The organism is Euryhalocaulis caribicus, from assembly GCF_000412185.1.
GTDB classification, from domain to species: Bacteria; Pseudomonadota; Alphaproteobacteria; order Caulobacterales; family Maricaulaceae; genus Euryhalocaulis; species Euryhalocaulis caribicus.
This window is the reverse complement of record NZ_ASJA01000001.1, coordinates 120,926-134,523: the sequence shown is the minus strand read 5'-3', so window position 1 is coordinate 134,523 and position 13,598 is coordinate 120,926. Positions and strand designations below refer to the sequence as shown.

Below are 13,598 nucleotides of genomic sequence, written 5' to 3'. Positions count from 1 at the left end.
CCCACTGGACGGCGCGGCGCGCGCCCGGCATTGTGAGCGTATGCTCACGCGCCTTCATACGACCCGTGAAAAACTGATGCGCGCCGCGCTGGAAATCGTGGCGGAGGACGGTTTCTCCGCCACCACCACCGCGGCCATCGCCGCGCGGGCCGGGTTTGCCGAAGGCACGCTCTACCGGCATTTCAAAGGCAAGGATGACCTGCTGATCGAGGCATACCGCCAGTACAAGCGGGAGGTCTTTGAAAGCGCTCTTGCCGCCTATGACACGTCCGACAGCCCGGAAGCCCGCTTCAAGTCCCTGTGGCTGGCCGTTTATTGCGCTCTCAGCGCCGATCCCGAAGCCTGCGTCTTCGGCGCCCGTTTCGCCGAATCCTCCCTCTCTCTGAAGGAGGGCGGCGCGGCGCATGAGCAGATGAACGCCACGCTCACCGAATTTCTGTCAGACCCGGCCGCCGCGCCGCAGGTCAAGCCCATGCGCCCGGAATTGCTGGCCGCCCTCTTCTACGCCCCCATTACCGGCCTCCTGAAAGCGGAGCGGCAAGGCGTGAAATGGACGGAAGAAGACGTGAACGCCGCCGCCCAGGCCGCCTGGGACAGCTGGCGCAAACATTGAAACCAGGCGCGCATTCTTGACGTGTGAGCGTTTGCTCATTATTGTGAGTGAATACTCACTCATAGTTTATCCCGTCGAACCTCAGGAGTCCCCCATGAGTAAACGAACCATCGGAAAATCTGATCTGAACGTCACCCCTGTGTGCCTTGGCTGCATGGGCATGTCATGGGCTTACGGTCCGGGCATGGATCACGCGGATGGCGCGAAGCTGATCCGTGAGGCTATCGAGGCCGGCGTCGATCATCTCGACACCGCCGAAATGTATGGCAGCGGCGATAATGAAGAACTGGTCGGCAAGGCGCTGAAGGATGATTGGCGGAACAAGGTGACGCTCGCCACCAAGTTCGGGCCGCTCATGGATCCCGAAACAGGCTTTCCCAAAGGGGTCGACGGCTCGCCGGAAAATGTCCGCCGCGCCAGCGAGGGCAGCCTGAAGCGGCTGGGCGTCGACACGATCGACCTCTACTATCTGCACCGCATGGATCCGGACACTCCGATCGAAGATACGGTCGGCGAAATGTCGCGTCTGGTCGAAGAGGGCAAGGTGCGCTTTCTGGGCCTGTCCGAATGCTCCGCGGAGACCCTGCGCCGCGCCCATGCGGTCCACCCCATCGCGGCGGTGCAGTCCGAATATTCCATCTTCACGCGTGACCTGGAATCCGAAATTCTCCCCGCCATGCGCGATCTGGGCGTCGGGCTGGTCGCCTATTCGCCGCTGGGACGCGGCATGCTGACCGGCAAGTACGACCAGTCGGAGAAACCGAAGGGGGATGACGATTTTCGCGCCCTCGCCCAGCCCCGCTTCGAAGCCGAAAACTACGAAGCGAACCTGAAGCTGGTCGACGAGATCAAGGCGGTCGCGGACAGCCACGGCGTCCTGCCCGCGCAGGTCGCGCTGGCCTGGGTTCTTTCCCGCGGCGATGACATCGTGACCATTCCGGGCACGACGAAATTCAAACATGTCGAAACCAATCTGGCGGCGCAGAAGGTCAGTCTTTCCGATGACGAGATTACGCGTCTGGGGCAGCTGGCGGACCGCGTGAAAGGCGCCCGATACAACAGTCAGGGCATGGCTTCGGTAAATCGTTAGGTCAGGCGCTGACCTTGGCCCGCGATTCGGCTATGCCTTGGGCATGGACCATATCGACTGGGACAAGCTGAAGACGTTTCACGCCGCGGCGGAGGCCGGCAGCCTCACCGCCGCGGCGGAAGCGCTGCACGTCTCCCAATCCGCCGTCTCGCGCCAGATCGCGGCCCTTGAGGACGATCTGGGCGTTGCCCTGTTCCACCGCCACGCCCGCGGTCTGCTGATGACCGAACAGGGCGAGCGCCTGTTCGAGATCGCGCACGACATGGCGGCCTCCGCCGCTCTGGCCGAGGCCAAGGTGCGGGACGCCCGCGACCAGCCCTCCGGCGATCTGCGCGTCACCACGACCATCGGCCTTGGCGCGGTCTGGCTCAGCGAACAATTGCCGGATTTTGTCGCCTCCTATCCGGACGTGAAGCTCCACCTGATCCTGGACGACCGGGAGCTGGATCTGACCCGGTTCGAAGCCGACGTCGCCCTGCGCCCGTGGGAAGCGCGGCAATCGGACCTGATCCAGCGCAAACTCTTCCAGGCCAGCCAGAGCCTCTATGCCTCGAACGACTATATCGCGCGCAACGGCCCCATTTCCTCGATCGACGCGCTGGATGACCATCCGCTGATCCTCTATGGCGCGGACGCCGTCTCCCCGATGAAGCAGGCCGACTGGGCGGCCTATGTCGGGCGCCTAGAAGGCGAGAAGCCGCGTCAGGCCAGCCTGACCGTCGACAATCTTCTCGGCGTGGTGAAAGCCACGGCCGCAGGCGCGGGAATCGCCGGTTTGCCGGACTATATCGCCCGCACGGATGCGCGCCTTTCCCGTGTCCTGCCGGAGGTGTCAGGCCCCGGCTTCGATGTCTATTTCCTCTACCCGGAGGAGCTTAAAGGCTCGAAAAGGCTCATCGTTTTCCGCGATTTCATCCTGCGCGCCGCCCGCCGTTTCGGCCTCCGCTAAGCCATGCGTTTTCGCATGGGCAATATGCTCATGCGGCGGTGCACAAAATGAATCACGTCCTCTATATGATCCCTCGACGGCGTCACACACGCCGCCCCGTTCACGACCCCATCGTAACGGACCATGCATACCCGTCTCCTCCCCATCCCAAGGTATGCATAGAACTCCAGAGCCGGGCCTTCAGGGCCCGGCTCTTTTTTTGTCCCGACGAAAATCCACGCATAAGAAAAGGGCCGCCCCGCTGGGACGGCCCTCTATGATTGCCCGGCGGCGCGATGCCCTATTCAGCGGTCGCGCGCAGCATCCAGGCGGTCTTCTCGTGATAGGTCACGCGCGGCGCCACCAGGTCGTCGGACGCCACATCGTCCAGCTCGTCCGCCAGCGCGACCACGTCCTTGGCCGTCTTGGCGACCGTCTCATGACCCTTGGTCAGATTGACCACCATCTGGTCGGCGCTCGGCACGCCATTGTCTTCCTTCAGCGACGTGCGCTTGGCGAAATCTTCCCAGCCCATCGGCGCATTGAAGCCCAGCGCGCGGATACGCTCGGCGATCTCGTCCGTGGCTTCCCACAGCTCCGTATACTGCTCTTCGAACATCTCGTGCAGCGTCTTGAAGCGCGGGCCGGTCACGTTCCAGTGATAGGCGTGCGTCTTCAGGTAAAGGACATAGGTGTCGGCCAGCAGCTTGGTCAGCGCCTCGGCCATCTTCTCGCGATTGTCCTTCGAAATGCCAGTCTCAACATCCATGTTTCAAATCTCCTCGCTTGGGCGTTGTCTCGTCGCATTGAAATGGGCGTTATGCCGCCCGCTTCAAGCGCTTCAGGGACTCAAAACGCGAATGCCGCTCATAAGTTCAATTTATGATGCAAGCCATTCTCAGTTAGCTAAGCTTGTGGCTGCGGCGTCCGGTTTTCTGTCCAGCCTCCACAATACTAGACTTGGCCCGCTTCGGTTCCAGAAAGAGAACACCATGATGAAAACCCTGCTCGCCAGCCTTCTCGCCGCCGCCAGCGCCGCCTCCGCCGCTCTAGCCCAGGACGCCCTGCTCGGCTCCACTTGGCTGACCGAAAACGGCGAAGCGAAAGTCACCTTCTTCCAGTGCGGCGACAACAACGCCCAGCTCTGCGGAGAGCTGTCCTGGCTGCAGCGGCAGGCGGAGTCGGACACCCCTGTCCTGGATGCCGAAAACCCGGACCCCGATCTGCGCAGCCGCAAGCTGGAGGGCATCACCATGCTCTGGGGTTTCGAGCAGGATGACGACGGCGACTGGCGCGATGGCAAGCTCTACAAGGCCGACGAAGGCAAGACCTATCGCGGCAATATCCTGCCGCAGGACGACGGGACGCTGAAGCTGGAAGGCTGCGTCTTCGTCATCTGCAAAAGCCAGACCTGGACCCGCGCGGAGCCCTAGGCCGCCCGCTGCTGGTGCGAGACCTGATCGGCCAGCTTGCCGGTCAGCTCCGCCATGTGCGCGAACTCCGCCTCGAACGCGCCCACGCCCTGCGTCGCCGAGCGCAGCTCGATGATCAGGTCGGCCATTTCCGATTGCGGCAGATAGGCCTGAACCTCGTCCCAGCCGGGCCAGCCCTCGCGCGCGTCAAACCCCATGATCTGTCCGCGCCGCGTCGACAGGATGGACGTCAGCCGCGATGTCGAGGCTGACGGCGCCGACAGCGTCACCTTGTAGACCGGCTCCAGCAGCACAGGCCCCGCCTCCTCGAACGCCGCCTGCGCGGCCTGTCTGGCCGCCAGCCGGAAGGCGAGATCGGACGAATCCACGCTGTGATGCGATCCGTCGGTCAGCGTCGCCGCCATATCGACCACCGGAAAGCCCAGCGGCCCGCGCTCCATCGCGTCCCGCACCCCGGCCTCCACGGCGGAGAAATAGCCCTTCGGCACCACGCCGCCGGAAATCTTTTCGTCGAACCGGAAGCCCTCGCCCCGGCCCAGCGGACGGAAGGCGATTTCCACGTCGCCATACTGGCCGTGGCCGCCCGATTGCTTCTTGTGCTTGCCGCGGATCGTCGCGGACCGGCGGATCGACTCCTTGTAGGGCGTCGCCGGCGGCCGGGTGACCGCCTCCAGCCCGAATTTCCGCTTCAGCCGCGCCGCCGCCACGGCCAGATGCACCTCGCCCTGCCCGCGCAGCAGGAATTCACCCGTATCGGGCTCCGGCGCAAAGGACAGGGACGGGTCTTCCTCGGCCAGCTTGTTCAGGGCTGTGCCCAGCTTCACCTCGTCATCCCGGCTGCCCGCCTCGATGGCGCGGGCGAAGACCGGCTGCGGCAATTCCCCGGCCGGCGCGTGCAGGGATTGCCCCTCGCCCGCCAGATCGCCGGTTTTCAGATTCTCCAGCCGCCCCAGCGCGGCCAGGTCTCCGGTCCCCGCCTCGGAAAGTTTCTCCGTCTCCGCGCCCTGCAGCGCGAATATCCCGCCCACGCGGGAGGTTTCGCCATCCGGCCCGGTCAGGGTCGCGCCGTCCTTTATCGCGCCGCCCAGAACCCGCGCGATGGACAGCTTGCCGCTCTGCCCGGCATGCAGCGTCTTGGCGATATAGGCCGCCGCGCCGCCCGCGCCGTCCGCGCCCAGGCGCCGGGCGGTTTCGGCCACGTCCGGCGTCTCGTGCCGCAGCGCCTTCATCAGCCGCCGCACGCCGAACCCGTTGGCCGCCGAACCAAAAAGGACCGGCACAATCTGGCCGGCCCTTGTTTCCTTGATCAGGTCGCCGAACACCTCGTCGCGGGAGGGTTCGATATCGCTCAGCAATTCCTCCATCAGGTGATCGTCAAAATCGGCCAGCTGCTCCAGCATGTGAAAGCGCGCATCGGCCTCCCGCTCGGTCTCGCCTGCCGGAATCTCCGCCTGTTCGGAGGGGCCGTCGGGGCGATAGATGAAGGCCCGCTCCAGCGCCAGATCGATAAAGCCGGAAATGGATTCGCCGTCCCGCAGCGGGATCTGCCGCGCCACCAGCGGCGCTTCGCTGACCGCCTGCAGGGATTCCAGCAGGCCGCGCACGCTGCCCCGCGCCTGGTCGATCTTGTTCACGAACAGCATGTGCGGCACGCCCAGCCGCTCCAGCCGCTTCATCGCGGGATGCAGCAGCGCCGCCTTGTCGGCGTCCGGCTCGCACACCACCACCGCCATGTCGGCGGCGGGCAGGGCCAGCTCCGCATCCGCGGAAAATTCTATGGAGCCGGGCGTGTCGATGATGCGGTAGGCGTCGCCCATCCAGTCCAGCCGCGCGAAATTCGTCTCCGTCGACATTGCGCGCTCTTTCGCCTCGGCGCTCTGGTCGCCGACGCCGCCCCGGCGCCCCGTTGCGCCGGCCGCGGCCAGCATCGCTTCCATCAATGCGGTTTTGCCGGACCCGTAAGGTCCGGTCAGTGCAATAACCCGGGGAGTTTCAGAGAGTCTGTCAGCCATTGGTTCACCCGCCTTTCGCCCGTGATCGTGTTTTCGCACCGGGCTCGCGGCGGGCCGCCGCGGCCCAACACACAAGAAGAGGATTTATCGTTTCAGGCATTTGCGCCGCGCGCAAGAAAAACGAATCAATTCCGCGGCAGGAACGCCCCCCGCGCTCAGGCGTTTGAAGGCGAGGAATCAACCCCCGGGAGACGCCCCATGAATAACCGGACCGTCATTATCATCGTCACGCTGGTCGCCGTTCTGGCGGCCGCCTTCGTTATCTATGTCGTCGCCACCCAGCCTTCGGGCAGCACCGAGCTCCCGGCGCTTGAAACGCCGGAGGTTGAAACGCCCGATGTCGATGTGGATGTCGACGAAGTCACGGTCGAGGACGAGGAATAGCCCTTATTTCAGGGCCGCGCAGAACCGCTTGATGCGCGCCAGCGCCTCGGTCAGCACCTCTGTCGAGGTAGCGTAGGAAACGCGGAAATGCCCCGGCGCGCCGAACGCCGCGCCGGGCACCGCCGCGACTTTCTCTATATCCAGCAGCGCCGCGCAGAACTCGATGTCGTCCTCCAGCACATCGCCATTGGGCGCCTTCTTGCCCAGCGCCGATGAACAGTCGGGGAATGCGTAGAACGCCCCTTCCGGCTTCAGGCAGGCCAGCCCGTCCGCATCGTTCAGGCCGTTGACCACCAGGTCGCGCCGTTCCTGGAATATGGCCGCCCGCTCCGGAATGAAGTCCTGCGGCCCGGTCAGCGCCTCCACCGCCGCCCATTGCGAGATGGATGCGGCGTTGGACGTGGTCTGGCTCAGCGCCTTGCCCATCGCCTTGATCAGATCCGCCGGCCCGCCGGCATAGCCGATCCGCCAGCCCGTCATGGAATAGGCCTTGGAAACGCCGTTGATGGTCAGCGTGCGCTCATAGATATCCGGGCACGCAGCCGCCAGAGAGGCGAAGGTGAAATTGTCATAGACGATGTGCTCATACATATCGTCGGTCATCACCCAGACATGCGGCGCCTTGGCCAGCACGTCGCCCAGCGCCTTCAGCTCGTCCCGCGTATAGGCCGCGCCGGTCGGGTTGGACGGCGAATTGATGACCACCCAGCGCGTCTTCTTGGTGATCGCCTTTTCCAGTTGCTCCGGCTTGATCTTGAACCCGGCCTCGATGCCGGCCGATACGATCACCGGCTTGCCGCCGGCCAGCCGCGCCATCTCCGGATAGCTGACCCAGTAAGGCGCAGGCACGATTACCTCGTCCCCCGGATTCAGCGTCGCCAGAAAGGCGTTCCAGATCACCGCCTTGCCGCCGGGCGACACGCTGATCTGTTCATTGCCGTATTCCAGATCGTTCTCGCGCCGGAATTTCTGGGCGATCGCGCGCTTCAGCTCGATGATGCCGTCCGTATTGGTGTATTTCGTCTCGCCCCGGCGGATCGCCTCGATCGCTGCGTCCTTGATATTATCCGGCGTATCGAAGTCCGGCTCGCCCGCGCCAAGGCCGATCACGTCATGCCCCGCCGCGCGCATTTCACGCGCCTTGTTGGTCACCGCCAGCGTGGCGGAGGGCTGAACGCGCTTGAGAGCTTCGGAAATCGGAACGCTGGGCATGGAATCGCCTTTCCGCAGGTGCGAAGGAAACGCGGACGCTAACCGCGCCCGCGTCAAAACGGAAGTGGCCGCAGCGCGTCCCGGCGCCCTTTTGCCCGCATTTGTCTACAAATCGCCCCGTGCGCGCTCCGCATCCCGCCCCTTTTCCGGCTCAGGTTCAACACTCGCCGGGGGGCGACGATCGTGGGGACGACGACATGAAAACCGCCCAATACACAACGCGCCGCTGGCTCTTTTACTGGGGCTACGCGGCTTTTTTCATATGGCTCATCACGCTATCGCCCACCGCCCGGGCGCAGGACTTCGTGCGCATGGGGGACCCGGACTCAGGCTCCCTCCTGCTCAAGACCGATACGCCCGGCGAATACCTGGAAGCGCCGCAGGTCGCCGCCGATGTCTTCATTGACGTCACCGGCCCGATCATCCGCGCCCGCGTGACCCAGCGTTTCGAGAACCCGTCCGACAAATGGGTGGAGGGCGTCTATGTCTTCCCCCTGCCCGAGGATTCCGGCGTCGACCGCCTGAAAATGCAGATCGGCGACCGCTTCATCGAAGGCAAGATCAAGGAGCGCCGGGAAGCCCGCCGCATCTATGAGGAAGCCCGCGAGGCCGGCCAGCGCGCCGGACTGGTGGAGCAGGAACGCCCGAACATATTCACCAGTTCGGTCGCCAATATCGGTCCGGGCGAAACCGTGGTCATCCAGATCGAGTATCAGGACACGGCCCGTCTAAAGAACGGCGCCTGGTCGCTCCGTCTGCCGCTGGTCGTGGGTCCGCGCTATATCCCTGAGCCGACGCCCTTTATCGGCGTCTCCTATGACGGGACGCCGGAATTCCAAGTGTCGGATCCCGTGCCGGACCGCGGCCGCATCACCCCGCCCTTCCTGTTCCCGCACGACGAACCGGACGGCAAGGTGCGCCTGCCCGTCAATATCGAGGTGGACCTGAAACCCGGCTTCGCGCTGGGCGAGGTAACCAGCCCCTATCATCACGTGAAGATAGAAGACCGCCGCGATGGCGAGGCTGCGCAAGTCACGCTCGGCGGCGGCCCCATTCCGGCCAATCGCGACTTCGTGCTGAACTGGCGCGCGGCGGACCTCAACGCCCCGCTGGCCTCGCTGTTTACAGAGGAGCGGGACGGCGAAACCTACCTGCTGGGCGTCATTGCCCCGCCCGTTCGCCATTCCGCCGAGCCCCCGGCCCGCGAGGTCATCTTCGTTATCGACAATTCCGGCTCCATGGCCGGTCCGTCCATGCCGCAGGCCAAGCAGGCGCTCTCTTTCGCGCTGGAGCGCCTGACCCATCGCGACAGCTTCAACATTGTGCGCTTCGACGACACGTTCGAGGAGATCTTCCCCGCGCCGCTTCCCGCGACCGAGGAATCCATCGCCCATGCGCAACGCTTCGTGGACAGGCTGACCGCGGACGGCGGCACGGAAATGCTGCCGGCCCTCAAGGCGGCCCTCGCCGATACCACGCCGCGCGACGGCCGCCTGCGTCAGGTCGTCTTCCTGACGGACGGCGCCATCGGGAACGAGGCGCAGCTCTTCGAGACCATCAAGGCGGACCTTGGTAACTCCCGCCTGTTCACGGTCGGCATCGGCTCCGCCCCGAACTCCTACTTCATGACGCGCGCGGCGCGGTTCGGGCGCGGGACCTTCCTGCATATCGGCGACGTGAACGAAGTGGCGGAGAAAACCACCGAACTCCTGACCCTGCTGGAAAACCCGGCCCTGACCGACCTTGCGCTGGACGCCGGCGGCGCACTGACCGCCATCTCGCCATCGCCGCTGCCGGACCTCTATGCCGGCGAGCCGGTCACGTTCACGGCCATGCTGGACGGCGAGCTGACGGGGCCGCTCAAGGTATCGGGCAATTTCCGCGGCCGCGACTGGGTGGAGACGCTGGATCTCTCGCAGGCCGTGCCCGGTAAGGGCGTCGCCAATCTCTGGGCGCGGGACCGCATCGCCGCGATTGAGGAACTGCGGTTTGAGCCGCGCGCCGATTACGAGGTGATCGACGCCGCCGTCCTCGAAACCGCCCTTGCCCACTCGCTGGTCAGCCGTCTGACATCGCTGGTCGCGGTCGACGTCACTCCGGCCCGCCCGGACGGCGAAACGCTTACGACGGCGGAAGTCCCGACCATGCTGCCTGACGGCTGGGAGTTCGAGAAAGTCTATGGCGACAGCCTCGGTCAGGGCCGCATGTACAAGGCTCAGGCCAATGCGCCGCAATACGCCGCCCTTCATGCCGCGCCGCCTCCTGCGCCATCGCCTGTAGCCGGGGAAGCTGACCTCGCCCCGGCCGCCGGGATGCCGTTGCCGCAAGGCGCGCTTCTTGTCCCGCTTCGTCTCACGGCGGGGCTGGCGCTGATCGCGCTGGCCGCCTTCCTTGCGGCCGGCGCGGCATGGCGGGGACGGGTTCGGTGCGCCTGACGCGCATCGCCCCGTTCGCGCTCGCAGCGGCTCTGGCCGCTGCGGGCGCAGCCCTGTTCGGGCAGGGGCTGTATCTCTCCGCCAAGGCGGAGGTCGCACAACTGCTCCTGAACCGGGCCTGGGACCGCTCCGTGCAAAGCCATACGGCGGCTAAGCCCTGGCCCTGGGCCGATACATGGCCGGTCGCCCGCCTGTCCGCTCCGCGCCTGAAACAAAGCGCGGTCGTTCTGGCCGAAGCGGGCGGAGAGGCCATGGCGTTCGGCCCGGCCCATCTCAGCCAGACGCCGCAGCCCGGCACCCCCGGCGTCAGCGTCATCGCCGCCCACCGCGATTCCCATTTCGCCTTCCTGAAAGACCTGAAGACCGGCGACACGCTGGTTCTGGAGACCGGGGACGGCCAGAAGGCGTTCAAGGTGACAGGGTTCGAGGTGGTGGATCATCAGGCCTCCGGCATTCATCCGGACGGCGGGCCGCCGCGTCTGGCGCTGGTCACCTGCTATCCCTTCGGCGCCATGCAGCCCGGCCCGCTGCGCTATATCGTGTGGGCGGAGCCGGAGCCCGAACCCGCACGCACCGCTCGCCCCGCCGCGCGCCGCAAGGCATCATGACCGCAACGCGAATCAAAACGGGGTTGGACAGGTCATGGCGGGCACCGAACAGGAAGATTTCTGGCGCGGCGATTTCGGCGACGCCTATGTCGACCGCTCCAAGGGCGCGGAACTGGTCGCCGCCCGCACCGCCCTGTGGACCCGCATTCTTAAATCCACCACCGGCGTGGAAAGCGTCACCGAGTTCGGCGCCAATATCGGCCTGAACCTGCGCGCCCTTTCAACCCTGCTGCCGAACGCGCAATTCAACGGCGTCGAAATCAACGCCAAGGCCGCCGAAGAGTTGCGCAAGCTGGACCGGACCCGCGTGCTGGAAGGCTCCATGCTGGACACCGCCCCGGACCAGCCAGCCGACCTCGCCTTCACCTGCACGGTCCTCATCCACATCAACCCGGACCGGCTGCCGGACGCCTACGCCCAGATCGCAAAGGCCGCCGGGCGCTACGCCGTGATATGCGAGTATTACAATCCGGCCCCGGTCGAGGTCAGCTATCGCGGCCATTCGGAGCGCCTGTTCAAGCGCGACTTCGCCGGCGAATTCATGGAGGCGCACCCGCAATTTGCGCTGCGCGACTATGGCTTCGTCTATCACCGCGACCCCAATTTCCCGGCCGACGACTTCACCTGGTTCCTGATGGAGCGGACATAAAGAAACGCCCGGGATGCTAACGGTCCCGGGCGTTTCAGCGCCCTTCCGGAAAAGCGCTTGGGGAAGGCTTACGGAAGGATCACTTCGTCGATGACGTGGATGACACCGTTGGAGGCTTTCACGTCGGCCTTCACGACATCAATGCCGTTGACCGTCACGCCGTCCGTGCCGTCAATCATCAGGTCGCCGCCATTCTTGGCGGTCACCGTCAGCTCCTGACCGTCCAGGTCCTTGGACCACGTCTTGCCGTCCACGACGTGCAGCAGAAGGGTGCTCTGCAGCTGGTCCTGGTTCTCCGGCTTCAGCAGGTCTTCAACCGTGCCGTCCGGCAGCGCGGCGAACGCCTCGTCCGTCGGCGCGAACACCGTGAACGGGCCGCCCATGGCCAGCGTTTCGGCCAGGCCCGCGGCCTGCGCGGCGGCCAGCAGAGTCTCGAACTGGCCGGTGGCGGCGGCCGTGTCGACGATGTTCTGCTTCTCTTCCATGGAGGCGGACTTGTCTTTGCCGCCGTGATGGTCGGCATGGGCCGCGCCGGCGCTCAGCAGGGCGGCGGTGGCGGCGGCTGCGAAGATGCGTTTCATTGTATCAAACTCCGTTGCTTGGGTGGGTTGCTTTCCCCCCGTACCCGCGTCCCTATACGCAGTCCGGATGCGCTCCGGATTATGTGAAACCGCCGCATCGACGCAGCCAGAAATCGCTCTATCTCCCATGAACTTTTCCTCTGACACAGCCGCCCCCGCGCACCCGGATGTCCTCGCCGCCATGGCGGAGGCGAACGCCGGTCCCGCGCCCAGCTACGGCAATGACGCGCTGACCGAAGCCCTGCGCGCCCGCCTGCGGGAGATTTTCGAGACCGGCGATCTCGCCGCCACGGTCGTAACGTCCGGCACCGGCTCCAACGCGCTCGCGCTCAGTCTCCTCACCCCCGGCCATGGCGCTGTGCTTTGCCATGAGGCGGCGCATATTCACGAGCATGAGCGCGGCGCGCCGGAATTTTTCACCGGCGGCGCCAAGCTGCAGCTTCTCGAAGGCGACCATGGACGCATCGCCATGCCCGCGCTGGAAGCGGCGCTGGATCATCGCAACCCGGACTTTGTCCATGAGTGCCCGGCCTTCGCCCTCTCCGTTTCCAACCTCACCGAGTTCGGCACGGCCTATAGCGCGGAGGCCGTCGCCGCCCGCGCCGACGCCGCGAAAGCCGACGGCCTTTCGGTTCATCTGGACGGCGCGCGCTTCGCCAATGCGCTGGCCTTCACCGGCGCGTCCCCGGCGGAGATGAGCTGGCGCGCCGGCGTGGACGCGCTCTCGCTCGGCTTCACCAAGAATGGCGGCGTCAGCGCCGAAATCGTCATCCTGTTCGGTGAGACCGCCGCGAAATTCGGAGAGCTGGAGGCCCGCCGCAAGCGCGCCGGCCTGATGCCGCCCAAGACCCGCTTCACCTCGGCCGAGGCGCTGGCAATGCTGAAGGACGGCCTCTGGCTGACCCTCGCCGCCCGCGCCAACGCCAGCGCCCGGGCGCTCGCCGAGGGCTTTGCCGCCATCGACGGCGCGGAAATCGTCCACCCGGTCGAGGGCAATCTGGTCTTCGCCCGCCTGCCGCAGCCGGTGATCGACCGGCTGCAGGGCGAGGGCGCGGCCTTCTACCCGCTGGGCGGCGACCGCGTCTGCCGTTTCGTCTGCTCATGGGCGACCACGGAGGACGAAATCGCCGGCCTGCTGGACGCCGCGCGAACCTGATCGCCGCCTCGCGCGTTGAAGGGGGCAACTCCCCGATACGCCAGAGCGAGAGGCAAGATCATGGAACTCAATCCCGAAACCGTCTGCGGCCTTATTCTTCAGGTCCGCCAGTTCGACGGCAAATCGCAGGAGCCGATCACCGAAGGCTCCAACCCCTCCGACACCGACGCCGGCGACGTTCCCTACAAGGAGACGCTGGAGGAAACGCCCGCCGATTCCATCGAGAGCGTCATCCGTTCCGAAATCGGCGCCATGAACCATGAGGAGCAGCGCGAGCTGGTCGCCCTGTTCTGGATCGGCCGCGGCGATTTCGAGGGCGAAGAGTTCGAAGCGGTCAAGAAACAGGCCGCCGAACGCGAAGACGGCTCGACCATCGACTACCTCCTGAACGAGCCGCTTCTCGGCGATCATCTCGCCAACGGCCTCGCCGCCATCGGCCAGCCCTGCCAATTCTGAAATTCCGAACTGGACAGGCGCGCGGCAAAACCCATCTTCGC

At 65.5% G+C, this 13,598-nt stretch carries 14 protein-coding genes; 10 read left to right on the top strand and 4 right to left on the bottom strand.

Going from position 1 to position 13,598, the window contains the following annotated elements:
* The first annotated feature begins 40 nt into the window (after positions 1–40).
* From L338_RS00695 to L338_RS00685, 3 genes are all read left to right on the top strand, one after another.
* Positions 41–613: a TetR/AcrR family transcriptional regulator gene (locus L338_RS00695; RefSeq protein WP_022696430.1), complete on the top strand. Its 573-nt coding sequence runs from the start codon at positions 41–43 to the stop codon at positions 611–613.
* Between the two features lie 94 nt (positions 614–707).
* Positions 708–1,703 (top strand): aldo/keto reductase, encoded by a 996-nt coding sequence (locus L338_RS00690; RefSeq protein WP_022696429.1) that lies wholly within the window; start codon positions 708–710, stop codon positions 1,701–1,703.
* Between the two features lie 43 nt (positions 1,704–1,746).
* Positions 1,747–2,652 (top strand): LysR family transcriptional regulator, encoded by a 906-nt coding sequence (locus tag L338_RS00685; RefSeq protein ID WP_022696428.1) that lies wholly within the window; start codon positions 1,747–1,749, stop codon positions 2,650–2,652.
* 280 nt (positions 2,653–2,932) lie between these two features.
* Here L338_RS00685 and L338_RS00680 read toward each other — a convergent pair whose 3' ends face one another.
* On the bottom strand, positions 2,933–3,400 hold the full coding sequence (locus L338_RS00680; protein WP_022696427.1) for a Dps family protein: 468 nt from the start codon (positions 3,398–3,400) through the stop codon (positions 2,933–2,935).
* A 223-nt stretch (positions 3,401–3,623) separates the two neighbouring features.
* Between L338_RS00680 and L338_RS17490 the strand changes: the two genes are divergently transcribed.
* A complete protein-coding gene (locus L338_RS17490; RefSeq protein WP_022696426.1) occupies positions 3,624–4,064 on the top strand; it encodes a DUF2147 domain-containing protein in 441 nt (146 codons plus the stop codon).
* Here L338_RS17490 and L338_RS00670 read toward each other — a convergent pair.
* The gene (locus L338_RS00670) at positions 4,061–6,076 is read right to left on the bottom strand and encodes an elongation factor G (RefSeq protein WP_022696425.1); all 2,016 of its coding nucleotides are present in this window, start codon (positions 6,074–6,076) and stop codon (positions 4,061–4,063) included. The two genes, L338_RS17490 and L338_RS00670, sit on opposite strands and share 4 nt — an antisense overlap.
* 198 nt (positions 6,077–6,274) lie before the next feature.
* Between L338_RS00670 and L338_RS00665 the strand changes: the two genes are divergently transcribed.
* On the top strand, positions 6,275–6,460 hold the full coding sequence (locus tag L338_RS00665) for a hypothetical protein (RefSeq protein WP_022696424.1): 186 nt from the start codon (positions 6,275–6,277) through the stop codon (positions 6,458–6,460).
* Between the two features lie 3 nt (positions 6,461–6,463).
* Here L338_RS00665 and L338_RS00660 read toward each other — a convergent pair whose 3' ends face one another.
* Positions 6,464–7,672, bottom strand: a complete 1,209-nt coding sequence (locus tag L338_RS00660; RefSeq protein ID WP_022696423.1) for a pyridoxal phosphate-dependent aminotransferase — start codon at positions 7,670–7,672, stop codon at positions 6,464–6,466.
* A 197-nt stretch (positions 7,673–7,869) separates the two neighbouring features.
* Between L338_RS00660 and L338_RS00655 the strand changes: the two genes are divergently transcribed.
* The 3 genes from L338_RS00655 to L338_RS00645 are packed head-to-tail and all read left to right on the top strand — an operon-like array spanning position 7,870 to position 11,364.
* Complete coding sequence (locus L338_RS00655) at positions 7,870–10,107, top strand: marine proteobacterial sortase target protein (protein WP_022696422.1); 2,238 nt, start codon at positions 7,870–7,872, stop codon at positions 10,105–10,107.
* On the top strand, positions 10,080–10,715 hold the full coding sequence (locus L338_RS00650) for a class GN sortase (RefSeq protein ID WP_051122660.1): 636 nt from the start codon (positions 10,080–10,082) through the stop codon (positions 10,713–10,715). The genes L338_RS00655 and L338_RS00650 overlap by 28 nt, the downstream gene beginning before the upstream one ends.
* A gap of 34 nt (positions 10,716–10,749) precedes the next feature.
* Positions 10,750–11,364 (top strand): pseudaminic acid biosynthesis-associated methylase, encoded by a 615-nt coding sequence (locus tag L338_RS00645; RefSeq protein WP_022696421.1) that lies wholly within the window; start codon positions 10,750–10,752, stop codon positions 11,362–11,364.
* A gap of 68 nt (positions 11,365–11,432) precedes the next feature.
* On the opposite strand, the gene L338_RS00640 is transcribed toward L338_RS00645, so the two are convergent.
* A complete protein-coding gene (locus tag L338_RS00640) occupies positions 11,433–11,945 on the bottom strand; it encodes a fasciclin domain-containing protein (RefSeq protein WP_027068141.1) in 513 nt (170 codons plus the stop codon).
* A 127-nt stretch (positions 11,946–12,072) separates the two neighbouring features.
* On the opposite strand from L338_RS00640, the gene L338_RS00635 reads away from it, so the two are divergent.
* Positions 12,073–13,101: a threonine aldolase family protein gene (locus L338_RS00635; protein WP_022696420.1), complete on the top strand. Its 1,029-nt coding sequence runs from the start codon at positions 12,073–12,075 to the stop codon at positions 13,099–13,101.
* A gap of 60 nt (positions 13,102–13,161) precedes the next feature.
* On the top strand, positions 13,162–13,557 hold the full coding sequence (locus L338_RS00630; protein WP_022696419.1) for a DUF3775 domain-containing protein: 396 nt from the start codon (positions 13,162–13,164) through the stop codon (positions 13,555–13,557).
* Positions 13,558–13,598: the final 41 nt, after the last annotated feature.